We start from the raw sequence: 26292 nt of genomic DNA on the forward strand, positions 1-26292 counted from the left end.
CCACATCTCCTTGGAGTCTCCCCACCATGACGAGCGAGCAGAACGAGAAGCAGTCACTGGTCGGGGAGGAGTACGAGGTCGAGGTCGGCCCCGTCGCGCACGGCGGGCACTGCATCGCCCGGACCGCCGAGGGCCGCGTCCTGTTCGTCCGGCACACCCTGCCCGGCGAGAAGATCGTCGCGCGCGTGACGGAGGGCGACACCGACTCCCGCTTCCTGCGCGCCGACGCCGTGACCGTCCTCGACCCCTCCAAGGACCGCGTCGAGGCCCCGTGCCCGTACGCCGGACCGGACAAGTGCGGCGGCTGCGACTGGCAGCACGCCAAGCCGGGCGCCCAGCGCCGCCTCAAGGGCGAGGTCGTCGCCGAGCAGCTGCTGCGGCTCGCCGGACTCACCCCGGAGCAGGCCGGCTGGGACGGTACGGTCATGCCGGCCGAGGGCGACAAGGTGCCCGCCGGGCAGGTCCCGCAGTGGCGCACCCGCGTGCAGTACGCGATCGACGCGGACGGCGTCGCGGGCCTGCGCAAGCACCGCTCGCACGACATCCAGCCGGTCGACCACTGCATGATCGCGGCTCCGGGCGTCACCGAGCTCGGCATCGAGCAGCAGGACTGGCCCCAGATGGCCACCGTCGAGGCCATCGCCGCGACCGGCTCGGGCGACCGCCAGGTCGTCCTGACCCCCCGCCCCGGCGGCCGCCTCCCGCTCGTGGAGCTGGACAAGCCCGTCTCGGTCCTGCGCGTCGAGGAGAAGGACGGCGGAGTCCACCGCGTCCACGGCCGCCCCTTCGTGCGCGAGCGCGCGGACGGCCGTACGTACCGCGTCGGCATGGGCGGCTTCTGGCAGGTCCACCCCCAGGCCGCCGACACCCTGATCAAGGCGGTCATGCAGGGCCTGATGCCGCGCAAGGGCGAGATGGCCCTCGACCTCTACTGCGGCGTCGGCATCTTCGCGGGCGCCCTGGCGGAGCGCCTCGGCGAGACGGGCGCCGTCCTCGGCATCGAGTCGACGAAGCGCGCGGTCGAGGACGCCCGGCACAACCTGACCGACTTCCCCCGCGTCCGCATCGAGCAGGGCAAGGTCGAGCAGATCCTCCCGAAGACCGGCATCACCGAATGCGACCTGGTCGTCCTGGACCCGCCCCGCGCGGGCGCAGGCAAGCAGACGGTCCGCCAGGTAGCCGGCCTCACCCCGCGCCGCATCGCCTACGTGGCCTGCGACCCGGCAGCCCTCGCCCGCGACCTGGCCTACTTCCAGGAGGCCGGCTACAAGGTCCGCACCCTGCGCGCCTTCGACCTCTTCCCGATGACGCACCACGTCGAGTGCGTGGCGATCCTGGAGCGGGTCGCGAAGGACGCCTGAGCTGCGGGCGGGTGGCGGTGGGCCGGAGTCCTCTCTCCGGCCCTCGGCGCACTGGCGATGGCCAAGTAGCCACCGGGCGTACGTGGCCTGTGGCAGGCTCGTCTCCCTTGGGGAGAGGACCGGCTGATGACGTTGTACCAATGCGGATCGTGCTCGTTTCGGAGCGACCGGCTCGACGAGGCTCAAGAGCATTCGCGGCAGACGGGCCACGTGACCGTCGGCAAGGACGATGCCGGGCCGGCCGAGGGCAGGTTCGGCAAGGCGAAGGTCGTGGCCGGCAAGGCGAAGGTCGTGGCCAAGGCCGGCGCCGGGGTTCTGGCCGCCACGACCATCGGGGTCCTCGCCTGGAAGTACAAGGGGATTCAGGAGGAGAACGACTACCTGAAGTCCGCTACCGGTGCTGCGAAGACGCTCAAGAGTTACGACCGCTGAGCGATCCTTGGAGCGGTCGGGGCGCGAGCTGCCGGGTGGTCAGAGCCAGCCGCGTTGGGCGGCCTTGGTGCCGGCTTCGAAGCGGCTGGAGGCGCCCAGGCGTTCCATGATCGAGGCGACCTGGCGGCGGATGGTGCGGTCGGTGAGGCCCAGGCGCTGGCCGGCCGCCTCGTCGGTGAGGCCGGTGCCGAGCAGGCGCAGGAGTTCGCGTTCGTGGTCGGTGAGGCCGTCCTGCGGGTCGTCGGGGCGGGTGGTGCCGAGGGGGACCGCGGTGGTCCAGGCCTGCTCGAAGAGTTCGAGCAGGGCGGAGACGATGCCGGGCTCGGTGACGTGCAGCGCGCCCTTGCGGTTGTCGGCGGGGTCGATCGGCACCAGGGCGTGGGTGCGGTCGACGACGACCATGCGCTGGGGGATGGTCGGAGCGGTGCGGACCTCCCCGCCGTGGCGCAGCAGCGTACAGCCGTAGTCGGCGATGTGGGCGTGGCGGCGGGCGAGCTCCTGGAAGAGGCTGCGCATGGACACGCCGCGGGCGAGGGCGGCGAGGTCGTGCTCGCGTCCGGCGTCGAGGTCGTCGGCGCTCTGGATGCCCGGCTGGACGCCGACGATCTCGGTGTGGGCGGCGTGGCAGAGGCGTTCGAGCCGGTTCTGGATGGCGTCCATGCCGAGCAGGCGCTCGCCGTGGGTGGAGCGGTACTGGACACGGTCGGCGAGCATGCGGGTGACCGCCGCGCGCGAGGCGGCCAGATCGGCCTGACGGGCGGCGAGGTCGGCCTCCTGGCGCGCCACGATGTCGGCCAGGCCGACATCGGGATCGACGGCGCGCATCTGCCCCGGGTGTTCGCTGGAGGCGCGGACCAGCATCAGGTCCCCGAGCTCGCCGAGGCACTCGTGGACGAGCGACGGGGTCAGGCCGCACACCTCGGCGAGCTGGTCGACGCCGTGGCCGGGGTGGTCGAGCATGGCCTGGTAGACGTCAGTGGCGTCGGTGCTCAATCCGAGTGCTTGCAGCATGGCCCTGCGGTCCCCCTCCGTGACGCTGCCCGCAGGCTTCCGTGACGCCGCCCTCCGGGCCCCTCGCTGGACGCCATGGTTCCAGTCGGCGACCGGACCGGGCAAGTTTTGTGAACGCATTTGGCCAGGTCAGGGACTTACATGCGGCCAGTGTGTGAGTAAGTCCGATATTTCGGAATCGTGGCTCCCTCTCATGTCCTGAACCGGATAGGCCCTGTTCAGGACCCCGGCAAAGGCTTCCGGGGGCGTTGATCTGCGGCAAAGCTGGTCAACGCCTGCCGACAACAGCCGAAAGGGCCGATCGCCATGATCCGTACTCGTACAGCCCAGGCCATCGCGGTCGTCGCCCTTGTGCTGGGCGTCGCCACGCTCCTTCCCTCCGCCGCGGTCGCGGCCGAATCCACCCCCGCGAACCCGCCCGTGGTCGTACTGGTGGACGATCCGGCCGGGACCGGAACCTGGGGCGGCTGACCCCCGGATGGACATCGTCTACGCCAGCTTGCGCCGTCGCACCAGAGCCCCTGACGACACGACGAGCGAGATGTCCGAGGCGCTCGGCACCCTGTGGGCTCACGCGACGCCCGGGGACGGTCTCGAGCACGCGTCCGGCCGTTCCGAGCAGGACCGTGTCGACCTCCTGATGTACCTGCTCACCCACGACTGCGCCGCTCCCGGATCCCGCAGCGCCGTGCACCGCGCCAGTTCGCTGCTGCACCGCTGCCATGCGGCTTCCGCGCTGATGCAGCGCCGTTATCTGCCGCCCGACGAGCCGATGGGCCTGCTCCGCGTTGCGGGACTCCGTTCCTGCACCGCCCCGACGCCGCAGAACCAATAGCGCAGAACCAATAGCGCAGAACCAATCGTTTGTCTTCGCCAACTGACTTCAAGGGGGGTTTTGTGTGAGTTCAGCGCACGATCGTACCGCTATGGACAAGAAGCAGTCGCTTGCAGGAATGCTGGCGCGCGCACGCGCCAAGGTGACTGAAGGGCCGCGTCCTCGTCAGGACCGCAACAACGTCGCCCTCTCCTATTCGCAGAACACCCTGTGGTTCGTCGACCAATTGCAGGCCGGCACGTCGACCTACAACGTCCCCTTCCTGTTCCGTCTGGAAGGCGAACTCGACGTCGAGGCCCTGACCGGTGCCTTCACGAGCATCGTCGGCCGCCACGAGGCGCTGCGCACCCATGTGCTCGTGGAGAACGACGAGTACTTCCAGGGCGTCGTCGAGGACCCCGAGGTCAGGATCGAGAGGACGACCGCGGGATCCGAGGCCGAAGCCGACCGGATCATGACGGAACTCTCCGGGACCGGTTTCGCGCTGACGGAGTTTCCGCTGTGGCGCGCCACCCTCGTCACGGTTCGCGACGACCTCCACTACTTCGGCTTCGTCGTCCACCACATCATTTTCGACGGGGTCTCGACCTCGATCTTCTTCGAGGAACTCGAGGAGGAGTACAACGCGCGGCGCGCCGGCACCACGCCCAAGGTCGTGGAACCCACGGTCCAGTTCGCCGACTTCAGCGAGTGGCAGCGCAAGCGCATGGGCGCGGGGGCGTGGCAGGAGAGCGTGGACTACTGGTCCGAGACCCTCCGCGGCGTCGACGTCATGGACGTACCCGGCGACCGTCCGCTCCCGCCCGAGGTCACGTACTCGGGTTCCGCGGAGGTGAGCAACTGGCCCGGCCTCGCGGCGCAGGTCAATGAGCTCGCGTCCGCCCTTTCGACCACGCCGATCACGGTCTACGCCACCGCGATGGCCAGTCTCTACCGCCGGTATTCGGGTTCCGGGGAAGTCATCTTCGGCATGCCCACGGCCAACCGCGGCGAAGTCGAATGCGAACGCACCCTCGGCTTCTTCATCAACATGCTGCCGCTCCGCTGCGAGATCGACCCCGACGCGACGTTCCGGGAATCCCTCGCGGGAGTCCAGCGACGCTTCCGCGAGGGCCAGGCGCACGGACAGCTGCCGCTCGAAGAGATCATCGCCAGCGCCGGAGCGAAGCGCGAATCCTCGCGCTCCACCCTGTTCCAGTACACGCTGACGATGAACGAGTGGGCCGAGCCGCTCCGGCTCGACGGGATCACCGCTGTCGAGCGCGAACAGGACACCACGCAGGCGAAGTTCTTCCAGTCCTGGACGGTCACGAAAAAGGGCGCGGACCTGGAGATCCACACCGCGTTCAACACCGACATCTTCGACGCGGCGACCATCGCGACCATGCAGCGGGTGTTCGTGGGGATCCTGCGCCGGGCGGTCTCCATGCCGGCCGCCAGCATCCGGCAGTCGTGGGCCCACGACGAGGACTCCCTGGCCGCGCAGGCCCGTTGGGGCAGGGGAAGCGAAGCGCCGACGCCCACGGGCAACGTCTTCACGCACTTCTCCCGGGTCGCGGACCAGCACGCGCAGCGCGTGGCCGTCAGCACTCCCGAGGGGACGCTGACCTACGGCGAACTGCGGCGGCGCGCACAGGCGATCCGCGGCCACCTGGCGGCCAACGGGGTCGGCGCCGGCGACCGGGTGGGAGTCGCGCTCGCACCGTCGGCCGATTTCCCCGCCACCGTCCTGGCCCTGATGGCGCTGGGCGCCGTCTACGTGCCGGTCGACGCGATGAACCCGCCGGGCCGCATCGAATCGATCATCGAGAACGCCGCGGTGCAGCGGGTGGTCTGCGACGAGACGACGGCCGGAGTAGCCCCCGCGCTGGAGTTCCGGCTGCCGGCGGACCTCCCGGATCCCGCCGACGCGCCCGAGGCGGTCCCCGGCGAGCGGGCGACCGCGTACCTGATGTACACCTCGGGAAGCACCGGTACGCCCAAGGGCGTGCTCATCGGCCACGACAGCATCCTGGGGTTCGTACGGAACGTCCGGACGCTGTTCGAACTCACCGAGCAGGACCGCTTCCTCGGATACGCCTCCTGCGGGTTCGACGTCTCCGTCTTCGAGATGTTCGGCGCCCTGCTGACCGGTGCGTCGCTCCACCTCGTACCGTCCGCACTGCGGCTCGACATGGCGGGCGTCCAGCGGTTCCTGGAGGAGCACCGCATCACGGTGACCGACCTGCCGCCGTCGGTCATGAAGCTGCTCGACCCGGCTCCGCTCAGCGACCTGCGCATCGTGTTCGTGGGCGGTGAGGCCTTCTCCCACGAGCTCGTACGGGCGTGGGGCAGCGGCCGGCGCATCTTCAACGGGTACGGGGTCACCGAGTGCACCGTCACCAGCATCGTCGAAGAGCTGACGGAGCCGCTGTCGCCGGGCGCCCTGCCCATCGGCCGGCCGATGGACAACCACGTCGCCTACGTGCTGGACGACCGACACGTTCCGGTGCCGCAGGGGGTCATCGGACAGCTGGCCATCGGCGGGGTCGGACTGACCTCCGGCTACTGGAACCGCGACGAGGACAACCAGCGGCGGTTCGTCCCGGACCCGTTCGCCGACGACCCCTCGGCGCGCCTCTACCTGACCGGTGACCTGGCACGGCACACCGGCGACGGCCGCCTGGTGTACGTCGGACGGGCCGACAAGCAGGTCAAGATCAACGGCGTGCGGATCGAGATCGGCGAGATCGAGAGCGTCCTGCGCACCGCCCGCGGAGTGCGCAACGTGTACGTGCGGGTCCAGCAGGACCAGGACCACAAGAGGGTGGTCGCGTACTGCGCGACCGGGGGAGCCGGCGAGGTGTCCGAGGGGGCGCTGCGGGACCACTGCCGCCGCCACCTCGTGTCCACGATGGTGCCGAGCACCTTCGTACTGCTCGACGAGCTGCCGGTCAACGCGAGCGGAAAGATCGACGAGCGGGCCCTGCCCAACGTCGGTTCCGCGGTCGAGGCGGAGCCGACGGAGGGCCTCACCGACGTCGAACGCCAGATGATGACCAAGGCGTTCGAGCCGATCCTCGGGCGCAGCGACTTCGCGAAGAACCTCAGCTTCTTCGATCTGGGCGGGACCAGCCTGCAGGCCGCCCAGCTGGTGTCCAAGATCAAGAAGATCTTCGCCACCGAGATCTCGCTGGCCGCCTTCTTCGCGGATTCGAGCGTGCAGAGCATGGCCCTGGAGGTCGAACGCTCCCGGCTCGCCGGCCTGTCTCCCGAGGAACTGGAGAAGGCCATCGAGCAGATGACCGAAGAAGACGTGGCCCGGCTCCTGGCCGAGTGAGCAGATGGACGGGAGCAGCTGGACATGAGCAGCCGGACATGGACCGCGACGGCAGGGAACGCGTGATGCAACGTGAAGGCGACCGTCTGAACGCCTATCTCCGAACGAGAGCGGCGAGGACGGACACAACAAATCTCATCGAACTGAGCCCCTCGGCCTCGGCAACGTCCGGCCAGGTGCTCCTGTTCGCCCATCCGGTGGGCGGCAGTCTGCTGGCCTACCAGCCGCTCGTCCGCAGGCTCACCGGCTACCGGTGCCTCGGACTGGAGGCCTCACCGAAGACGCTCGCCGAGGACGGGCCCGTCGAGTCGGTCCAGGAGCTCGCGCGGCAGTACGTCGCGGGTTTCGCCGACGGCGGCCCCGGGATCGACGTGGTCTGCGGCTGGTCCTTCGGGGGCGCCCTCGCGTGGGAGATCGCTTGTCTGCTCGCGGAACGGGGACGGCGGCCGAAGGTGGTGCTCCTCGATTCGACGTGGCCGGAGCGCCACCACCCGGATGCCGCTCCCACCGAGGCGCTACGGGGCTTCGTCCACGACGCGCTGCGGCTGGGCGGACGTACCGGTGACTCCGAGGTGGACTCGGAGGCCGGGGCCGCCGCGGTGCTCGGCATGGATCTGGAGACCTTCAGCGAACGCTTCGGGATCTTCGCGCGCAACAGGCGGCTCATCGGCACGTGGCAGCCGACGGCGGGCGGGCTCGACCTCGTGTCCGTACGCGCCGTGGAGTCCCTCACTTCGGATTGGCGGACGGTGACTTCGGGCAGCGTGCACGTACAGGACCTGCCGGGCGACCACTACGGCCTGCTCGGCGGCGCCGGGAACGTCGCCGCGATCGAAAAGATCATCAGGGACGGCCACCCGGCGACTGCGACGGCCTCTGCGACGGCCTCTGCGACGGCCTCTGCCCCGGCCTCTGCCCCGGCCTCTGCCCAGGCCGAGTTCGCCACGCAGGAAGCCGAGCCCGATGCGGACGGTCTGCAGGCCTCGCTGGCGAAGCTCGTGGACACGCCCCGCTGGCGTGAACTCGTCATCGGTGCCCGGCGGATGGATCCGGACGCCATCTCCGAGGCGTACCGCGAACTCGGTGCCCGCGGCCTGCTCACACCGGACTGGCCGAGGGAGTTCGGCGGCTCGGGACTGCCGACGCGGCTGGCCATCGAGCTCTTCGAGGGCTTCGCCTCGACGGGCCTGCCGGACCTCGTGTACGCGCTCACGGTGCAGATCGTGGGCAACTTCGTCCTGAAGTCCGGGTCGGAGCAGCTGAAGCGCGAGCTGCTGCCGCGCATCAGCCGGGGCGAGGAGTTCTCCACCGTCCTTTACAGCGAACCCCGCGCCGGCAGCGACCTCGCCGCACTGCGCACCCGGGCGGAGCGGCGCGGCGACCGGTACGTGCTGAACGGCGTCAAGGTGTTCAGCATCTACAGCGACATCGCCGGTTCGGCGCTGGTCGCGGCGCGCACCGGACAGGAGGGGCACAAGTACGACGGCATCACCCTCTTCGTGATCGACCTGGCCGCCCAGGGCGTGAGCGTCGAACTGGTCGACACGCTGCAGCGCGAACGGATGTGCCGGGTACGCCTGCAGGACGTCGAGGTCGAGAGCTGGCGCCGGGTCGGCGAGGAGGGCCGCGGGTGGGCCCTGCTCGACGGGGCCCTGGCCATCGAACGCACCGGCATCGACCACGTGGTCAGGGCGGCGCGCTGGCTGAAGGCACTGCGCGGCACGACCGACCGGCCCGAGAGCCTCCAGCGGCTCGAGGGACAGGTCGAATGCGCCACGACGCTGGCCCGCGCGGCTGCCGAAGTGTTCCTGCGCACCGACGTCAAGGCGACCGACACCGCCGTGGCCAAGCTCTACACGAGCGAGACCTGCCAGCAGGTCGGCCACGAGGTGCTCCGCCGCTGGAGCACGCTCGCCACGATGCCCGGCCTCGACGAGCTGGCCCGCGAGGAGCTTTTCTCGGGGCTGACCGAGTCGCCCGGACTGACCCTGTCCGCCGGCACGTCCGAGATGATGCTGTCCACCATCGGGACGGACCTCAGGGAGGAGGCCTCCCGGCGCTGCCTGGAGATCCTGCACCGGTTCGGCGGGGACCTCGTCGACACCGCAATGGAGGTCCTCGAAGCCGCGGGCGCCGGCATCAAGGCCGAGCCCCTCTTCGCCCACTCGCCGACCCGGCGGGCGGCGTTGGCGAAGACCCTGGCCGACCTCGGGTTCGACCGGATCGAGCTGCCCGAGGAGGAGGGGGGCCTCGGCCTCGGCCTCACGGAGGGCTGCGCCATCAGCCTGACCCTGGGATACCTCGGGTACGAGAACGCCTACCAGCCGTGCCGGCTCGCGGATCCGCGGACCGGGCCCGGGAGCGGGACCGGCGACGGCGAGGTCTCCCACGACCGGTGCGCCGCACCCGAGTGCAGGGTGCGGCACGCGGCCTACGTACTGGGACTCGGCATCGGACTGTTCCGCACCGCCTGGGAACACGCCGCCACCCGGGAGCAGTTCGACCGCAGGCTCGTCGACGCCGACGCGCTGATGTTCCCGCTGATCCGCTCCTACGCCGAGCTGACCGCGCTCGGCGCACGGCTCCACGAGATCGCGGAGGCCGTCGTGGGCACGGGCGGGGACGAGGGCGGGGACGGAGGTGCCGTCCTGCGGCGCTTCGAACTCGTCGAGCAGGACGCCCTGGTGCGCGCGGTCCGCAGCGCGATGCAGGTGCTGGGGGCCCAGGGCATCACGGAGTGGTCGGTCGCCTCGCGCTTCTACATGCGGTGCGCCGAGAACATCGGATCGCTCGACTCGCCCGACTCGCCCGACCACGAGGGCACGGAGACCGGCGGCTGACCGGGCCGCGGCTCACCCGGGCCGCGGCCCCTCCGGGCCGGTGTTCTTCGAGTGCCGTCATTTCCACGCAAAGGTAGTCATTTCATGCGAGTTTCTCCCAAGGGTTCCGGATCCTCGGCCGCGAGCTCCCCGGCCGCGGGCTCCCCGGACATCTACGAGGAAGCGCAGTACGCGGTACGGGACATGCACCCCGTGTGGCAGGAACTGCGCGGGGGCGACGGGCTCCACCGTCAGCAGACCCCCGACGGCCAGGAATTCTTCTCCGCGACGAGCTACGCGGACGTCCGGGAGGTCCTGAACGACCACAGGACGTTCTCCTCGGCGTACAGCACCATGCTGACCGTCCGCGGGGACGGGGACGTCGCGGCGGGAGCCGCGATCCACCTCACGGACCCGCCGCTGCACTCCGAGATCAAGCGCAACTTCACCCCGCTGATGACGCGGCAGGCGACCCTGCGCCTCCAGGACGCGATCCACGCCCGCATGTCCGAGCTGTTCGACACCGTCCGCGGACGGGAGGCGTTCGACTTCTGCGAGGCCATGCTCACGCTGCCGATGACCATCACCGGCGAACTCATGGGAATCCCCCAGGAGGAGTGGACCGTCACGGGCCGGGCGACGGTCCGGGCGATGGGGGGCGTCGACCCGGAGGTGTCCGAGTACGAGCGCCGTTTCCAGCTCTTCGAAGCCCACACCACGATCATGTCGGTGCTCGGGGAGGTCCTGGAGTCCGGCCCGCCCGCGGACTCGGTGAGCGGGCGCTGCCCGGCCACCGCCCACGCGGTGGGGGACAAGGAAAGGGACGTCCCCCTGCTGAACGCGTACGCGTTCCTCATGGGGGCCAACCCGACCGTGCCCCAGACCATCAACCAGACGCTGCTGCTGCTGGCCGCCGACGAGGACCTGTGGGCGTGGTTCACCCGGCAGGAGGAGACCGACCAGCGGTTCGTCGACGAGGCGCTGCGCTGGGCGAGCCCGGTCAACCACGTGCTGCGCCGCGCCACCGTGGACACCACGCTCGGCGGCACCCACGTGCCGGCCGGCTCCCTGGTCGCCGCCTGGATCGCCTCCGCCAACCGTGACGAGGAGGTGTTCGAGGATCCGTACACCTTCGTCCCCGACCGCTCCCCGAACCAGCACCTGGGCTTCGGACTCGGCGTGCACCGGTGCATCGGCCAGCACGTCGCCGCCCTCGGCATCAAGCAGTTCCTCGATCTCTGGCGGCAGAACGTGCGGTTCATGCGGCTGGACGGCGACCCCAAGCACCTCATCTCCAACTTCCTCAACGGCGTGGTGAGCCTGCCGATGGCCGTGACCTGGAAGTAGAGAGGTGGTCCCAGGCCCCCATGGACAAGCCCCGGAAGGCGGAACCGATGAGCGATCTCGTCGTCAGCGTGGTCGGACCGGACGACTGGCCCGCGGTCAGCGAACTCTTCGAGCCGAAGGGCCCGGTGGAGAACTGCTGGTGCACGTACTTCCGGATGACCGCCAAGGACCGCGCCTCCTGCGCCCCGGCGGACCGCAGGGACCGGCTCCGCGACCTGGTCGAGACCGGCGAGCGAGTGGGCCTGCTGGCCACCGTCGACGGCGCTCCGGCCGGCTGGATCGGCGTCGGCCCCCGCCCGGGCTTCCCGCGGCTGCGGGGGTCCCGCGCGGCGAAGCTCATCGAGGGCGACGACCCGGAGCGCATCTGGTCGGTCGTGTGCCTCTACGTGGCGCGCGAGCACCGGCGCCGGGGACTGGCCAAGGCGCTCATCGACAGGGCGGTCCAGTGGGCCCGGGACGAGAAGGCAGACGTGATCGAGGCATACCCCGAGGACGACCGCGACCCCGCGGTCGAGATCGACCGCTCCATCTTCCGCGGCCGGGTCAGCACCTTCGAATCCTGCGGATTCACGGTGGTCGAACCCAGGCTGCAGCGCCGAGCACTGGTACGTAAGGATCTCCGTTGACTCTTCACACGATGCTTCCGCTTGAACCGTTCCTCAACAACCAGGCGGCCACCACACCGGACAACCTCGCCGACGGGCGGCTGAACGTCTGGCGCAACTCGATTCCGGCCCGGCCCGAACCGCTGGAGACCGTCGTCGACGGGGTCCCGCTGCGCAGCGCCCGGCTCGACGGAACCGCTCCCGACAACGTGCTGTGCACGGGCCAGCGGATCGAGGTGCCGCAGCGGCGGTGGGACTGGCTCTACGTCATCGGCTGCGGCGAGCGGCGGGTGCGCGACGTCATCACCTGGCACTTCGCCGACGGCTCCGTGGACCGCGACCACCTCGCCCTCTCCGACCTGTGGGAGGGCCGGTCGGACCACGGCGAGGAACTCGCCCTGCGCACCGACGTCATCCACTACCCGCACCACGTGCAGGAGCGCATCGGGATCACGCTCTGGTCCCAGCGCGTCCCGATCACCGCTCGGAAGCCGCTCAGCGCCCTGTCGCTGCCCGAAAACCCGGCCGTCCATCTCTTCGCGATGACGCTCGTCGGCCCGTCCGCGAGCGCCGGCTCCGAGGAGTTCCAGACCACAGAGGGGGGTCAGCCGTGACCACCGCCAGCACCACAGACACCGCCAGCACCAGCAGCACCACAGACGCCGCCGGCACGACGGCGCGCCCGCCGCGCTGGAGCGGCGCCGCCGGGACGTACCCGCAGTGGTACGAGGACCCGCTGAGCTGCCTGCAGACCACGCTGAGCAGCATCCTGCTGGAGCACGGCCTGCAGCCCGTCGCGGTCCTCGGCCCGTCCTGCGAGTTCGTCTTCGCACCCGGCGACGTGATGCGCGAGGAGTTCTACCGCCCCGTGCAGAGCGAGCGCGGGGTCGCGGCCGACCTGATCCCGTACCACGACGTGGAGTCCGCCTGGACGACGGGATCGACCGCGGACGACCTGATCGCCCTCGTCGAGGAGCACTCCAGCGTCATCGTGGCGGTGGACAACTACCACCTGCCCTTCCGCCCCGCCTACCAGGACGTGCACGCGGCCCATCTCGTCGTGGTGCCGGCCTGGCGGCGCACGCCCGAGGGGGGCGTGGAGTTCTACGTCTCCGACGCGCAGCCCCCGGCCTTCCAGGGCTGGCTGTCCGCCGAGCACCTCGTGGCGAGCTGGACCTCCGGCAATCCCACCGACACCCAGGACGTCTTCTTCTCCAGCCGGGAGATCGGCGGCCGGGTGCTGACCGTCGACGTCAGGCAGCGACCGGAGGAGCCCGCCACCGGGCAGGTGCTCCGGGCGCTCCAGGGCAACCTCGACCGCTGGAACGAGGGCACGGCCGGTACCTCGGACCGTCTGTGGACGGGCCGTAGCGGTCTGCGCCGGTTCATCGGCCACCTGCACGAGCGGGCCGGCGACCCGGCCGAGCTGCGGCCCGCCTACACCTTCGGCTGGGCCATGCAGGCCCAGGCGTTCCTGCACGGGCGGTTCGCCCAGGAGGCCGGGCTCCGCTCGAAGGACGGCCGGCTGTCCGCCGTCGCGGCATCGGCGGACCGGGTGGTGTCGGCCTGGTCGAACCTGCGGCTGCTGAGCGCGCACGCGGCGAACGTACCCGGGATATCCGCCTTGATCCTGCGTCGCGGCGAGGAGCTGCTGCACGCCTACGAGCAGCTGGCCGTCGACTGGCGGCTCGCCCTGTCGAAGGAAGGGGCGGACGTCCGATGAACGACGTGTCTGTGGGGGAACTCGCGCTCACGGGCGGCGAACCCGTCCTCGGCGAACTGGCCCCGGTGGACTGGCCGAAGACGACGGACGCGGACCGGGCGGCGGTGCTCTCGGTGCTGGACTCGAACGTCTTCGTCTCCGACCGGCCGAACGAACCGACCGCGGTCGAGCGTCTGGAGCGGTCCTGGGCGCAGTACCTGGGGGTGCGGCGCTGCGTCGGCGTGAGCAACGGGACCACCGCCATCGAACTGGCCCTCCTCGCACACGGAGTGGGCCCCGGCGACGAAGTCGTGGTGCCCGCCCTGACCTTCGTCGCGACGGCGATGGCCGTCGTGCACGTCGGAGCGACGCCGGTGTACGCCGATGTCGATCCGGTGACCTTCAACATGTCCGCGGACAGCCTGAGCGCGCTGATCACGGAGCGCACGAAGGCCGTCGTACCGGTCCATCTGCACGGCCTCAGCGCCGACATGGACGCGATCGACGGCATCGCCCGCCGGCACGGCCTCGTGGTGATCGAGGACGCCGCGCAGGCCCAGGGCGCCCGCTACCGGGGCACCCCGGTCGGGGCGTCCGGCAACACGGCGACCTTCAGCCTCCAGATGACCAAGAACCTCCCCACCTGCGGGGAGGGCGGGCTCATCGTGACCGACGACGACGGTGTGGCCGACCGCCTGGTCCAGCTGCGCCAGTTCGGCGAGACGATCCGCCCCGACCGGCCGCGGCGCTACGTGAGCCACCGGCTGGGCTTCAACGCGAAGCTGAACAACGTCCAGGCGGCCTACACCTCCAGCCAGTTGGAGCGGTTCGCCGAGTACCACGAGGCGCGGCGGGCCAACGTCGCGGCCTTCCTGCACCGGCTGCGGGGCCTGGACGGCCTGCTGAGCCCCTCGGAGCCGGCGGGGTACGAGCACGCGTGGCACATCCTGCGCTTCGTCCCCGACCTCGACGCCCTCTTCCCGGGCACGGACACCGCGACCGCCAGGAACCTGCTGATACGGGCCCTGCGCGCGGAGGGCCTGCCGGCGACCCGGTACCAGATGATGCCCCTTCCCGAGCAGCCCGCCCTGCGCTCGCTCAGCCGGCAGGAGCGCGGCTCGTGGCCGGTCACCCAGGACGTGATCGACCGGAGCTTCACCCTCCAGCAGCGCCACCTCTCGCCGGACGCCGGCCCGCTCCTCCAGAGCTTCGCCGACGTCATCGAGAAGGTCTGGTCGCAGCGGAAGGTCCTGGCGGATCTCGCGGAAGGTGCGGACCGCTGACCAGGACCGTGAACGAGCCGGCGCTCGGACGGATGGAAGTCCACGCGCACCGCATCCGCGAGCACGTCGTCGAAATGTGCGCGGGACCCGAGGGCGGCCACCTGGGCGGCTCGCTGTCCGCCGTGGAGATCCTCGTGGCGCTGTTCTTCCACACCATGAACCTCGACCCCGGCGACCCGGAGTGGAGGGAGAGGGACGCCTTCGTGCTCAGCAAGGGACATGCGGCGATGGCCCTCTACGCGGCGCTCGCGGAGCGGAACTTCATCGCACCGGAGGAGATCGCCACCTTCTGCCGGCCCGGCAGCAGACTGTCCACCCACGTCAACGTGGCCGTCCCCGGCGTCGAGTTCGCCACCGGCTCCCTCGGCCACGGACTCGCCCTGGCGAACGGTACGGCCTGGGCACAGCGCCAGAGCGCCGACGAGCCCGCGCGCACCTACGTCCTCGTCGGCGACGGGGAACTCCAGGAGGGTTCGGTCTGGGAGGCGGCCCAAGTGGGCCGGGCCCTGGACGCCGACAACCTCGTGGTGGTGATCGACGCCAACGAGTTCCAGCAGACCGGCGCCGTCCGCGAGGTGAGCGACGGTGCTCCGATCGCCGGCCGGTGGGCCGGCTTCGGCTGGCACACCGTCGAGGTGGACGGGCACGACCTGGCGGCGCTCTGCGCGGCCTTCGACGAGGCGGCCCGGACGAAGGGGCCGACGGCGGTGGTCTGCCGGACGCAGAAGGCGAAGGGTGCGGGCGTGCTCGCCGGCCGGGCCGTCTCCCACTTCGTCCGTCTCGACGAGGCGAAGCTCAGGCGGGTCAGGGCCGGCATGCGAAGCTCCGCTCCGCTCGCGGCGACGACGGGGGAGGCCGGCCGTGCTTGAGATCGCAGCCGAGCGCGTGAGCACCCGCGCCGCCTTCACGGACGCCCTGCCCGAACTCGCCGTACGGCACGACGTGCTCGTCGTCGACACCGACACGGGAAGCATCAGGCCGACGGCCGCGATGGACTACCTCAACGTCGGCATCGCGGAGAACGTCGCCATCGGGCTCGCCGCCGGCGCCGAACGCTGGGGACGGCGCGCCCTGGTCTGCACGTTCGCGGCCTTCTCGGTGAGCCGGGCCTACGAGTTCATCAAGGTCGACATCGCCTACCCGCGGCGCCGGGTCTGCATCGTCGGCACCCATGCGGGGGCGAGCGGGGGCTGGCTGGGGCCGACCCACCACGCCACCGAGGACCTCGCGCTGATGAACGCGCTGCCGAACATGCGGGTGGTCGTCCCGGCCGACGCGCACCAGGCGGTGTCCCTGCTGGAGCAGTGCCTGGAGTACGACGGTCCGACCTACCTGAGGCTCGGGCGCAAGGACTCGCCGGTCTTCGCGGGCCTGCCCGCACCGGAGCTCGGCATCCCGCAGGAGGTGCGCCCGGGACGGGACGTCGCCCTGGTCGCCACCGGACCCGAGGTCCTGGCCGTGGCCCTGGAGGTGGCCGACCGCCTCGCCGATGAGGGGTACGGCGCCCAGGTCGTCAACGTGCACACCGTCGACCCGGAATCCGCCGACGCCGTCGGCCGGACGCTGGCCAGGACCTGCCGGTGGATGGTCACGCTGGAAGAGGCGTGGACCTCCGGCGGCATGGGCGCGCAGGTCGCCGCGGCCGTCGGATCCCGCGGGATCCCGTGGCTTCCCATCGGCGTCAACGGCTTCCTTCCGCCAGGGACGCACGCGTCCCTGCTGGAAGAAAGCGGACTCACCACCGAGTCCGTATTCAGCCGAGTGCTGAAGTTCATCACCGAATCGCAGTGACCGAGAAAGGAAAAGAGGACATGGAAACAAAAGAGGCCACGGACACGCAGTGCGTCAGCTGCTCCGGCACGGTGCGGATAGCCGCCGACAGCTACGAGGGCGAGATCGTCAGCTGCCCCGGCTGTGCGACGGAGCTGGAGATCTACACGAAGAACCCGCTGAAGCTCGTGATCGCCCCGGAGCCCGAAGAGGACTGGGGTGAGTGACCGGGGTGGACGGGGAGGGCGGCCGGAGTCGTTCGGCATCCTCCTCTCCACGGTTCGGTACGAGGAGCGCCGGATCCTGTCCGAGCTGGACCGCCGGGGCATCCCGGCGGTCCGGCTGGACCCCCGCGCCCTCTCCTTCGGTCCGCGGGACACGGAGCGCTTCCGCGGCATGGCGGTGCTCAACCGCGAGATCTCCAGCCAGCGGGCGGCGCTCGCGGCCGAGTCGCTCGAAGCCTTCGGGGCCCGGCCGATGAACGACGCGTACGCGACCCGGGTGTGCGGCAACAAGTGGTCCACGTACCTGCGGTTGAAGCAGTGCGGGATCCCCACGCCGACCACCCTGCTGGCGCCGGCCGCGGAAGCGGGGATCGAGGCGATCGAATCGCTGGGCTACCCCGCCGTGGTCAAACCGCTGAGCGCCTCCTGGGGCAACCGCGTCAGCCTGATCACCGACCGGCACGCGGCGGACGCCGTCCTGGAGCACTGCGCGGCGATGCCCTCGGCGGTCGCGCGGACCGTGATCGTCCAGCAGGCGATCCGTCCCGGCGCCCCGGACATGCGGGGGATCGTCGTCGACGGGGTCTGCGTGGGCATCATCAGACGGTCCGGCAGCGACTGGCGCAACAACGTGGCCAGGGGGGCGACCGTGGAGCACCTCGCGCCGAGCGAGGAGATCTACGGGCTGTGCGTCCAGGCGGCCGCCGCCGTGGGCGCGCGGATCGCCGGGGTGGACCTGGTCGAGGACGTGGACGGGAGCTTCATGGTGCTCGAGGTGAACTCCCGCGTGGAGTTCCAGGGATTCGAAGACGCGACGGGCGTCGACGTGGCCGCGAGGCTCATCGACGCGTGCGCATCCGAGGTGATCGACGTGAAGGAAACGATATGAAGCGCGTCGTCGTGGTGGGCGGCAGGGGTTTCGTGGGGGGTGAGCTGCTCCGGCTGCTCGTCCACCACCCCGAGGTCCAGGTCACGGGTGTCACCTCCGACACCCAGGCCGGCCGTGCGGTGGAGAGCGCGCACCCCCCGCTGCGGGGGAGCGGCCTGCGGTACAGCCGGCGGGCGGACCTGGAGCCGGCCGACCTGGTCTTCCTCGCCGGTGTCCACGGCTCCACGGAGGAGATCCTCGACGAGGTCGGCGGACTCGCGCCGAAGATCGTCGACCTGACCGCCGACTTCCGGATCCAGGATCCGGAGCTCATGGAGCGCTACTACGGCCGGCGACGGGAGGGAGAACGCGCCCAGGCCTTCGTCCGCGGACTGCCCGAACTCCACCGCAAGGAGATCATCGACGCGGACCGGGTCGCCGTCCCCGGGTGCATGGCCACGAGCGCGATCCTCAGCCTCGCCCCGCTGGCCTCCCGGGGGCTGCTCCGCGAGGTCCAGGTCGACGCGCGGACCGGCAGCAGCGGCTCCGGGGCGTCCGGCGGATCGGCCAACTCCCACGCCCTGCGCAGTGGGGTGATGCGCGTGTTCGCACCGTTCGGCCACCGGCACGAGGCCGAGGTGATCGAGGCGCTCGGCGTGGACGTGTCCATGACCGTCACCGCGACTCCGCAGGTCCGTGGCGTGCAGACGGTGACGAAGGTCGGCGTCGGCGAGGTGAGCGAGCGCGAGCTCGTGGCCATGTACCGCGAGGACTACGGGGACGAACCGTTCGTCCGCCTGGTGCACAGCCCCCGCGGGACCTACCGCTACCCGGACCCGAAGGTGCTGCTCGGTTCGAACTTCTGCGATGTCGGCATCGTCGCCGACCACCGCGGCAAGGCGCTCGCGATGGGCAGCATCGACAACCTCGTGAAGGGAGCCGCAGGAGGTGCGGTGCAGTGCATGAACCTCATGCTCGGTCTTCCGGAGACGTGTGGACTCACGTTTCCCGGCCTGCACCCGGTGTGAGCACGATGCGCATCGTGGTGAAGTGGGGCGGCAGCCTCCAGGAGAACAGCAAGGCCATGGCGGACGACATCGCCGCCCTGTGCCGTGATCACCAGATCATCGTCGTGCACGGGGGATCCCGGGACATCGACGACACCATCCGCGAACTCGGCCTGCCGCGGCGCACCCTCCGGTCCCCGGACGGGATGGTCACCCGGTACACCGACGAGAAGACCCTGACCGCCCTCATGATGGCGATGCGGGGACGGACCCAGGCGCGGATCGTCTCGGAGCTGGGTGCGCGCGGCGTCGTGGCCGTCGGACTCTCGGGCATGGACGGGGGGCTCGTCCGCACCCGCCGCAAGGCGGCGGTCCGCGCGGTCTTCGGCGACACCGTCCGCGTGGTGCGCGACAACCTCGCCGGCCGCGTCACCGAGGTGGACACGAGCATCCTGGACGCCGTCCACGGCTGCGGCATGGTGCCGGTCGTCTGCCCTCCGGGCATGACGGCCGAAGGCCAGCCGACCAACGTCGACGCCGACCGCATGGCCTGCGCGATCGCGGCGGCCTGGCGCGCCGACCGGCTGATGCTGTTCACGGACACCCCCGGGGTACTCGCCGACCGGACCGACCCCTCCTCGACCATCGGCTCGCTGAGCCGGGACGAGGCGGAGGAACTGGTGTCCCGGCTCGGCGGCGGCATGCGGATGAAGGTCGCCGCCGCCGTCGAAGCCCTCGACAAGGGCGCGCGGACGGTGCAGGTGTGCGACGGCCGCGTGGACGCGCCCCTCGCAGCAGCCCTGCGCGGGGACGGAACACTCATAGGAAAGGGCCTTGGCTCGCCGTGACGATCCACCATCTCAGTGCTCCGCATCCCACTGTTCCGAACTCCGCTGTTCCGCATCCCACTCCTCCGCATCCAACTCCTCCGCAACAGGAGTTGACCGACGCCGAAGCCGTCGCGCTGCTCGCCGAGGTCGTGGCCACCCCCTCCGTCTCCGGCGGTGAACGGGAACTGGCCGAACGGCTGCGGGACATCGCCGCCGGGTTCGGCGCCGAAAGCCACCTCGACGAGGTCGGGAACGTACACGTCCTCGTCGGGCACGGCGCGCACACCGTCATGCTGCTCAGCCACCTGGACACGGTGCCGGGCGCGGTGCCCTTCGAGCACACCGACCGGCTGATCCGGGGCCGCGGCGCCGTCGACGCCAAGGGGTCCCTGACGGCGATGCTCGTCGCCGCGCTGACCAGCCGGGACCTGGGCCTGCGCATCCACTGGGTGGGCGTGGTCGAGGAGGAGACGCTGTGGTCGCGGGGCGCCGAACACGTCCGCCGGACCGTCCCGGTGCCCGATGCCGTGATCGTCGGGGAACCCAGCGGGGCCTCGGCGGTGACCCTGGGCTACAAGGGCATGGTCGAGCTCAAGGTGACGTGCGAGGTGGAGCGGACGCACACCGCGACCCCGGGTCCGAAGTCCAGCGAGATCCTGATCAAGGCCCTCGCCCGGCTCCTCGACACCTACGGGGCCGAGGGGAACGCGCACTTCAAGGACGTCGGCATGATCATCAGGGACGGCCGGTTCGAGCCGTTCACGAGTGCCTGCTCGCTCACCTTCCGGACGCCCCCGGGAACGACCTCCGGGGAACTGCTCCGGAACGTCTCGGTGCTCCTCGGCGCGGAGGCCGAGGTGTCGATGGTGTACGAGGTGCCGGCCGTCGTGGCGTCCAGGAGCTCCCTGTGCGTCCGCGCCCTGTCCCGCGCCATCCGGCTCGAAGGGCTGCAGCCCGGCCACAAGCTCAAGACGGGCACGAGCGACATGAACACCTTGAGCAGGACCTGGCAGGTCCCCATGGCCACGTACGGGCCCGGGGATTCCCGCGAGGACCACACGGACACCGAGCACATCCTCATCCACGAATACCTCGCCGGAATTCGAATCCTTCGAACGGCATTGGGTGAAATCGAGACATCTCTGAGGGAGGTGGCGTCATGACGGAGCAGCCGGAACTGCTGGCTCTGTGGTCCGTGCCGCGATCGCGGTCCACGGCCTTCGAGCGGGCCATGTACGAACGCGGCGATTTCCTGGTGGTGCACGAGCCGTTCTCGCGCGTGAGCGACTTCGGCGCGGCCGAGGTGGAGGGCCGCACGTGCGGGAGCCAGGAGGAGGTGATGGCCGCGCTCGTCGAGCTGGCGGCCGACCGGCCGGTCTTCTTCAAGGACACGACCGACTTCCCGATCGACCGGCTGGGCGCGAACCCCGGATTCCTGAAGCGGTGCCGGCACGCGGCCATGGTCCGCAACCCCGGCGACACCGTGCGCTCGCACCTCGCGATGCAGGCCGACGCCACGTCGCGGGCCATGGGGTTCGGGAACCTGTGGGACATCGTCTCGGCGGTGACCGCCGCGGGGCTGTCGATGCACCTGGTCGACGGCGACCGGCTGACGGACGGCCCGGAGGCGGAGATGCGGCGCTACTGCGAGGCCGTGGGGATCGCCTTCATGGCGGAGTCCCTCGCGTTCCGCAAGGAGCCCCCGGCGAGCTGGAAGGCCACCGAGCGCTGGCACGCGGGTGTGAGCGAGTCGAACGCGCTGGGAGCCTCTCCCGCGGGCACACGGCAGTTGCCGGGCGAGCTGGAAGACATCGCCCGCGCGTTCGAGCGGGACCAGATCCCGTATGACGAACGCATCCGTGAGGCGCTCGGCGGAGTCGGCGCCCGGCGCTGAGCCCCGGGGCGTGACGACATGGACGACGCGTCAACGGACGCATCGACGGACGCATCGACGTACAGCTTGAGGACGACAGGGGACCGGATATGACGTTGGGCCGAGATTTCACCAAGCTCTGGTGGTCACAGGGCCTGTCGAACCTTGGTGACGGTTTGGTGCTGGCCGCAGTGCCCCTCCTCGCCGTCACGATGACCCGCGACCCGCTGCTGATCGCGGGGATGACCGTGGCGCAGTTCCTGCCGTGGCTCGTCTTCACCCTGCCGGCGGGGGCCCTCGCCGATGCCGTCGACCGGCGCCTCATCATGGTCGCCGGAAACCTGATCCGCGCGGTGGGCTTCGGGCTGCTGGTCCTGACCCTCGTGGCCGACGTGCGCAGCATCGCGGTCCTCTACGTCGCGGTGTTCCTCGCCGGCACCGCCGAGACGCTCGTCGACAACGCGGCGCTCACGGTGCCGCCGCGCCTGGTGAAGCGCAGCGACCTGGAGCGGGCGAACGGACGGCTCTTCGCCACCCAGTCGGCCATCAACAATTTCATCGGGCCCACGGCGGGCGCCGCGCTGTTCGCGCTGTCGGCGGTCATGGTCTTCACCTCCACCGCGGGGCTCTTCGCCCTCGGTGCGCTGGCCGCCATGATGCTGCCGCGGATGCTGCCGACCGCGAGCGATTCGACCGGGGACAAGCACACGCCGGGCGAGGTCGTGCGCAGCATCAGGGAGGGCTGGTCGTACTTCTGGAACCACCGGCTGCTGCGGCGGGTGGCGTTCATCTCCGGGTCGATCAACCTGTTCTCGTCCGCCACCGGCGGTCTGCTCGTCCTCCTGGTGACCGGTCCGATGGGCGTGTCCGTGTCCTGGTACGGCCTCTTCATCGCCGTACCGGCCGTGGGAGCCATCCTCGGCTCGCTGATCGCCGCCCGCGTGGTCCCGCTCATCGGCGGGGGACCGGTGACCTGGCTCGCCGCGCTCGTGCCCGCCGCCAGCTACGTCGTCCTCGGCCTCAGTGGCGGCATCGTCCTCTCCGAGATCGTCATGTTCCTCGCCGCGGTCGCCACGGCCCTGAACCAGATCGTGGTCAGCACGCTCCGGCAGGCCGTCGTTCCCGACGGGCTCCTCGGCCGGGTCACCGCCGGCTACCGCCTGATCGTGCTCGGCGCGGTCCCGGTCGGGGCGCTCCTCGGCGGCGGACTGGGCCGCTGGCTGGGGCCGGAGACCACCTTCGTCGTCTGCGGCGCCGGACTGGCGGCGGCGGCGGTCGTCTTCGCCTCCCGGGTCACGACCCGCGCCCTGCGAGAGGCGGAGGAAGCCGCCCTGCCCGCGGTCACCGAACCGGTCTCCTGAACGAGACCGCCACCCTTCCGGAAGGAGCGGGTCCGCATGAGCCTGACCCTGTCGCACACCACCGTGGACGCACGCGACCCCTACGAGCTGGCGCTCTGGTGGTGCGCGATGGCGGAGTTCACCCCGCACGAGCGCGTGCATCCGGGATCGGACGAGTGCTACGTGATCAGCGAGCACGGTCACACGGTGCTGTTCATCCTGGTGCCCGACGAGAAGACCGTGAAGAACCGCATCCACTTCTGCCTGCGCCCCGAAGGCCGCTCGCAGGACGAGGAGGTGGATCGCGCGATCGCCCTGGGAGCGCGCGTGCTCACCGACTTCCGCGGGTCGCACGGCTGGGTGGTCATGGCCGATCCGGAGGGCAACGAGTTCTGCGTCCTGTCCCGGAAATAGGGACCCGGAAATAGCGGCCCGGAAGCAGGGACCCGGAAATAGCGGCCCGCCACCCCAAGAGCCAAGTGAAGCCCAACAGTTGAGAGCAGGAGATTCCGTGACCGAGAACCATGCCGTGCGCGAGGCCGGGTACGAGCACCCGACGGACGAGCTGGAGGAGGAGATCGCCGCCGTCATGGCGGAGGTCCTGGCCGTCGAACGGGTCGGCCGCCGCGACAGCTTCTACGACCTCGGCGGCACCTCGCTGGCCGCCATCCGCATCTGTGCCCGCATCGAGCGGCGGCTCGGACTCCGTGTCGACCCCATGCTGCTCCTCGACCACGACGAGCTCGCCGACTTCGCCGAGCAGATCCGGCTGCGTGCGGCATGAGCGATACGAAGACCCCGCCGCCCGCGCCGCCGCTGCGCAGCGTGCACGCCGCTGTGCTCCAGCACGCCGAAGCGCGCCCCGAAGCCCCCGCCCTGGTCGACGGTGACGAGCTCATCGACTACCGGACGTTCACCGAGGCCTCCGCCGTGCTGGCCGGACGCCTCGTCGGCTGGGGCGTGAAGCCCGGCGACATCGTCCCCCTGCTGGTACCGCGCGGCGCCCACCTGATCGCCCTCCAGCTCGCCGTGCTGATGAGCGGCGCCGCGTACGCCACCCTCGACCCGCGCTGGCCGGCGAGCCGCATCGAGGCGATCCTGTCCCAGCTCGACGACCCCGTCGTCGTCGGCCCGCCGGGCGGGGAGCCCCTCGGCGTCACCCGCACGATCGCCCCCGCGCCCCTGGCCGAGCTGGCGCGGACCGGGGCCGCGGACCGGTTCGAGCCCGTGCCCGTCGCCCTGGACGACCCGGCGATGGTGTTCTTCACCTCGGGCAGCACGGGCGTCCCGAAGGGGGTGCTCACCCCGCACCGTGCCGTCACCCGGATGTTCGGCCCGGGCGGCCTGGACGGCTTCGGCCCGGGGCGCACCGCCGCCCAGGTCGCGCCCGCGGCCTGGGACATGTACGCCTTCGAGCTCTGGGGCCAGCTGACCGCGGGCGGAGCCGTCGTGGTCGTCGGCGACAACCACCTGATGCCCGGCCGGCTGCGCACCCTCGTCGCCGACCGGCACGTCGACACGATGTGGCTGACGACCTCCCTGTTCAACCTGATCGTCGACGAGGACCTCGGCGCCTTCGAAGGACTGGAGACGCTCTACGTCGGCGGCGAGAAGCAGTCCCCGCGCCACGTCCGGATGTTCCTGGAGCGCTTCCCGGACCTGCCGCTGTGGAACGGGTTCGGACCGGCCGAGAACTGCATGCTGACCTCGGTGCACCGGATGGTGCCGGCCGACACCGCCCTGCCGTCGGGCATCCCCGTGGGCGTGCCCGTCCCCGGTACGACGGTGGTCCTCCTGCGGGAGGACGGCTCGCCCGCGGCTCCCGGCGAGCGCGGCGAGATCGTCACGCTCGGCCCCGGAGTGGCCCTGGGCTACCTCGGCAACGAGCTGCTGACCCGCGAACGCTTCCCGGAGCTGGAGCTGGAGCTGGAGCTGGAGCCGGCCGGCGAGAAGCACCGCGCCTACCGCACCGGCGACGTCGGCGTCTTCGACGAGCACGGGATCCTGCACTACCACGGCCGCCGCGACCGGCAGGTCAAGCTCAGCGGCAACCGGATCGAGCTGGGCGACGTCGAGGCCGCCGCGGCCGCGACCCCCGGCATCCGCACCTGCGCCGCCGTCGCGCGCAAGGACGAGGGCGGCACGGTCGACCACATCGCCCTGGTCTACACGCTCGTCGAGGGCAGTTCGCCGACCCCGCGGGAGGTGCGCAGGCACCTGACCACCCTGCTCCCGGCGTACGCCGTGCCCGCCCGGTTCGAGCCGATGGACGAGCTGCCGCGACGCGACAACGGCAAGGTCGACCTCACCGTCCTGGAGAGGCGCCCCCTCTGATGCGCGAATTCCCCCAGACCTTCGAACAGGAGGCGCTCTGGATCGCCGACCAGTTCCTGGGAGACCCCTCGCCGTTCCTGGAGAGCTGGGCCCAGCACCTCGCGGGTCCCCTCGACGTCCCCGCCCTGGAACGCGCCCTGGAAGCGCTGGTGCAGCGGCACGAGGTACTGCGCACCGCCTTCACCCACGGCGAGACGGGAACCGTGCAGCAGGTCCACCCGGTCGGCGCCGTCCCCTTCGAACGGCTCCCGTGGCCCGGCGGAGACCTGCACGAGACCCTGCGACGGGCCGGGCAGCGCCCCCTCGACCTCACCGCGTCGCCCGCCCGGATGACCCTGTACGACTACGCGCCCGGCGAGTACGTCCTGCTGCTGCAGGTCCACCACGTCGCCATCGACGACGCCTCCCTGGCCCTGCTCGACCACGAGCTGTCCGCCCTCTACACCGAGGAGACCGGCGGCGAGCCGGCGAAGCTCTCCCCGCCGGGAACCACGCTCGGCGCCTACGCCCTGCGGACGCGGGAGACCGGGATCGACCCCGAGGACCTCGCCTTCTGGGCCCGCCTCCTGGACGGGGCGCCGACCCTCACCGGGCTGCCGCCCCGGGCCCGTCCGCTGCCGGACCGGCGGGGGACCGCGTGCGACTGCGTCCGCGCCACCGTCCCCGCCGGCCTCGGGCGGCGCGTCCGAACGGCGGCCCGGTCGCTGCGCGTCACCCCGAACGTGCTGATGACCACCTGCATGGCGGTCACCGCCGCAGCGGTGGCCGGCGACGACGTCATCATCTGCAGTCCCGTGTCCCGGCGCGGTGCGCCCGAGCTCGACGGGGTCTTCGGCTGCCTCACCGACCTGCTGCCGGTGCGCTACCGGGTCCCGGCCGACGCCACCTTCGCCGAGGTGTGCGCCGCCGCGAAGCGGGTCTCCCTCGACGTACTGCGCCACCGCCAGGTCCCGTACAGCATGATCGGCGGCGCCAACCGCGCACGCGGCCTGACGTCCGGCGCGCGCCTGAACCGCATCGGCCTCGTCCTCGACGAGTACCCGGGCACGCTGTCCCTCCCGGGCCTGCGCTCCCGGCGGCTGCACGTCGGCGGCTCAGCGGCGAAGGCCGACTGGCTCCAGTACGTGGTCGCCGACGGCGAGGGCTGGGACGTACGGGCCGACTACGCCACCGACTACTTCACCGCCGACGAGGCCGAGGCCGTGCTGCGGCAGTGGCTGACCGTGCTGACGATGGCCGCGGACGACCCCCAGGTGCCGGTGCGCACCGTGTTCGCCCGGCTGACCGGAACCGATGTGACTGAACGTCAGGAAAGAGAGCGACACGCGTGAC

General features: G+C 71.0%; 25 protein-coding genes. 24 read left to right on the top strand and 1 reads right to left on the bottom strand.

All coding sequences use genetic code 11. From position 1 onward, the window contains the following. Positions 1-26 precede the first annotated feature (26 nt). Positions 27-1361, top strand: coding sequence for a class I SAM-dependent RNA methyltransferase (locus ACFWNV_RS00745; protein WP_383938280.1), 1335 nt, complete (start codon positions 27-29; stop codon positions 1359-1361). A gap of 210 nt (positions 1362-1571) precedes the next feature. Continuing rightward, complete coding sequence (locus tag ACFWNV_RS00750; protein WP_383938284.1) at positions 1572-1793, top strand: hypothetical protein; 222 nt, start codon at positions 1572-1574, stop codon at positions 1791-1793. Positions 1794-1832: 39 nt separating this feature from the next. On the opposite strand, the gene ACFWNV_RS00755 is transcribed toward ACFWNV_RS00750, so the two are convergent. Next, positions 1833-2804, bottom strand: a complete 972-nt coding sequence (locus ACFWNV_RS00755; RefSeq protein ID WP_383938286.1) for a LuxR C-terminal-related transcriptional regulator — start codon at positions 2802-2804, stop codon at positions 1833-1835. A 306-nt stretch (positions 2805-3110) separates the two neighbouring features. Between ACFWNV_RS00755 and ACFWNV_RS00760 the strand changes: the two genes are divergently transcribed. The 22 genes from ACFWNV_RS00760 (at position 3111) to ACFWNV_RS00865 (ending at position 26291) form a co-directional block, all read left to right on the top strand. Continuing rightward, positions 3111-3275, top strand: a complete 165-nt coding sequence (locus ACFWNV_RS00760; protein WP_383938289.1) for a hypothetical protein — start codon at positions 3111-3113, stop codon at positions 3273-3275. Positions 3276-3282: 7 nt separating this feature from the next. After that, positions 3283-3639, top strand: coding sequence for a hypothetical protein (locus ACFWNV_RS00765; RefSeq protein ID WP_383938291.1), 357 nt, complete (start codon positions 3283-3285; stop codon positions 3637-3639). Between the two features lie 91 nt (positions 3640-3730). Further along, positions 3731-6958, top strand: coding sequence for an amino acid adenylation domain-containing protein (locus ACFWNV_RS00770; RefSeq protein WP_383938294.1), 3228 nt, complete (start codon positions 3731-3733; stop codon positions 6956-6958). A 176-nt stretch (positions 6959-7134) separates the two neighbouring features. Then, entirely contained in the window at positions 7135-9798 is a 2664-nt protein-coding gene (locus tag ACFWNV_RS00775; RefSeq protein WP_383938298.1) for an acyl-CoA dehydrogenase family protein, read from the top strand. Between the two features lie 84 nt (positions 9799-9882). Then, positions 9883-11124 (top strand): cytochrome P450, encoded by a 1242-nt coding sequence (locus tag ACFWNV_RS00780; protein WP_383938301.1) that lies wholly within the window; start codon positions 9883-9885, stop codon positions 11122-11124. Between the two features lie 47 nt (positions 11125-11171). Continuing rightward, positions 11172-11750, top strand: coding sequence for a GNAT family N-acetyltransferase (locus ACFWNV_RS00785; RefSeq protein WP_383938304.1), 579 nt, complete (start codon positions 11172-11174; stop codon positions 11748-11750). A gap of 11 nt (positions 11751-11761) precedes the next feature. Next, on the top strand, positions 11762-12343 hold the full coding sequence (locus ACFWNV_RS00790) for a hypothetical protein (protein WP_383938307.1): 582 nt from the start codon (positions 11762-11764) through the stop codon (positions 12341-12343). Next, positions 12340-13452 carry a BtrH N-terminal domain-containing protein gene (locus tag ACFWNV_RS00795; RefSeq protein ID WP_383938310.1) on the top strand — a complete coding sequence of 371 codons (1113 nt, stop codon included), beginning with the start codon at positions 12340-12342 and terminating at the stop codon, positions 13450-13452. The genes ACFWNV_RS00790 and ACFWNV_RS00795 overlap by 4 nt, the downstream gene beginning before the upstream one ends. Beyond that, entirely contained in the window at positions 13449-14714 is a 1266-nt protein-coding gene (locus ACFWNV_RS00800; protein ID WP_383938313.1) for a DegT/DnrJ/EryC1/StrS family aminotransferase, read from the top strand. The genes ACFWNV_RS00795 and ACFWNV_RS00800 overlap by 4 nt, the downstream gene beginning before the upstream one ends. Before the next feature lie 8 nt (positions 14715-14722). Then, positions 14723-15583: a transketolase gene (locus ACFWNV_RS00805; protein WP_383938315.1), complete on the top strand. Its 861-nt coding sequence runs from the start codon at positions 14723-14725 to the stop codon at positions 15581-15583. Beyond that, a complete protein-coding gene (locus ACFWNV_RS00810) occupies positions 15576-16505 on the top strand; it encodes a transketolase family protein (RefSeq protein ID WP_383938318.1) in 930 nt (309 codons plus the stop codon). Before ACFWNV_RS00805 ends, ACFWNV_RS00810 begins: the two co-directional genes overlap by 8 nt. A gap of 20 nt (positions 16506-16525) precedes the next feature. Then, positions 16526-16711 carry a lysine biosynthesis protein LysW gene (locus ACFWNV_RS00815; RefSeq protein ID WP_383938321.1) on the top strand — a complete coding sequence of 62 codons (186 nt, stop codon included), beginning with the start codon at positions 16526-16528 and terminating at the stop codon, positions 16709-16711. Beyond that, entirely contained in the window at positions 16704-17597 is an 894-nt protein-coding gene (locus ACFWNV_RS00820; protein WP_383938324.1) for a RimK family alpha-L-glutamate ligase, read from the top strand. Before ACFWNV_RS00815 ends, ACFWNV_RS00820 begins: the two co-directional genes overlap by 8 nt. Continuing rightward, positions 17594-18604, top strand: a complete 1011-nt coding sequence (gene argC, locus ACFWNV_RS00825) for an N-acetyl-gamma-glutamyl-phosphate reductase (protein WP_383938327.1) — start codon at positions 17594-17596, stop codon at positions 18602-18604. Before ACFWNV_RS00820 ends, argC begins: the two co-directional genes overlap by 4 nt. 5 nt (positions 18605-18609) lie before the next feature. Continuing rightward, entirely contained in the window at positions 18610-19431 is an 822-nt protein-coding gene (locus ACFWNV_RS00830) for a [LysW]-aminoadipate kinase (protein ID WP_383938329.1), read from the top strand. Positions 19432-19523: 92 nt separating this feature from the next. Further along, entirely contained in the window at positions 19524-20576 is a 1053-nt protein-coding gene (locus ACFWNV_RS00835; protein ID WP_383938332.1) for a M20/M25/M40 family metallo-hydrolase, read from the top strand. Continuing rightward, positions 20573-21307 (top strand): sulfotransferase family protein, encoded by a 735-nt coding sequence (locus ACFWNV_RS00840; protein WP_383938335.1) that lies wholly within the window; start codon positions 20573-20575, stop codon positions 21305-21307. Before ACFWNV_RS00835 ends, ACFWNV_RS00840 begins: the two co-directional genes overlap by 4 nt. Before the next feature lie 89 nt (positions 21308-21396). Continuing rightward, the gene (locus ACFWNV_RS00845; protein WP_383938338.1) at positions 21397-22647 is read left to right on the top strand and encodes an MFS transporter; all 1251 of its coding nucleotides are present in this window, start codon (positions 21397-21399) and stop codon (positions 22645-22647) included. A 36-nt stretch (positions 22648-22683) separates the two neighbouring features. After that, complete coding sequence (locus ACFWNV_RS00850) at positions 22684-23040, top strand: VOC family protein (RefSeq protein WP_383938341.1); 357 nt, start codon at positions 22684-22686, stop codon at positions 23038-23040. Positions 23041-23137: 97 nt separating this feature from the next. Then, positions 23138-23410 carry a phosphopantetheine-binding protein gene (locus ACFWNV_RS00855; protein WP_383938344.1) on the top strand — a complete coding sequence of 91 codons (273 nt, stop codon included), beginning with the start codon at positions 23138-23140 and terminating at the stop codon, positions 23408-23410. Beyond that, the gene (locus tag ACFWNV_RS00860) at positions 23407-24960 is read left to right on the top strand and encodes an AMP-binding protein (protein WP_383938346.1); all 1554 of its coding nucleotides are present in this window, start codon (positions 23407-23409) and stop codon (positions 24958-24960) included. The genes ACFWNV_RS00855 and ACFWNV_RS00860 overlap by 4 nt, the downstream gene beginning before the upstream one ends. After that, positions 24960-26291, top strand: coding sequence for a condensation domain-containing protein (locus tag ACFWNV_RS00865; RefSeq protein WP_383938349.1), 1332 nt, complete (start codon positions 24960-24962; stop codon positions 26289-26291). Before ACFWNV_RS00860 ends, ACFWNV_RS00865 begins: the two co-directional genes overlap by 1 nt. The last annotated feature ends 1 nt before the right edge of the window (position 26292 follow it).

The sequence above is a fragment of the Streptomyces sp. NPDC058401 genome (assembly GCF_042722885.1).
Taxonomy (GTDB): domain Bacteria; phylum Actinomycetota; class Actinomycetes; order Streptomycetales; family Streptomycetaceae; genus Streptomyces.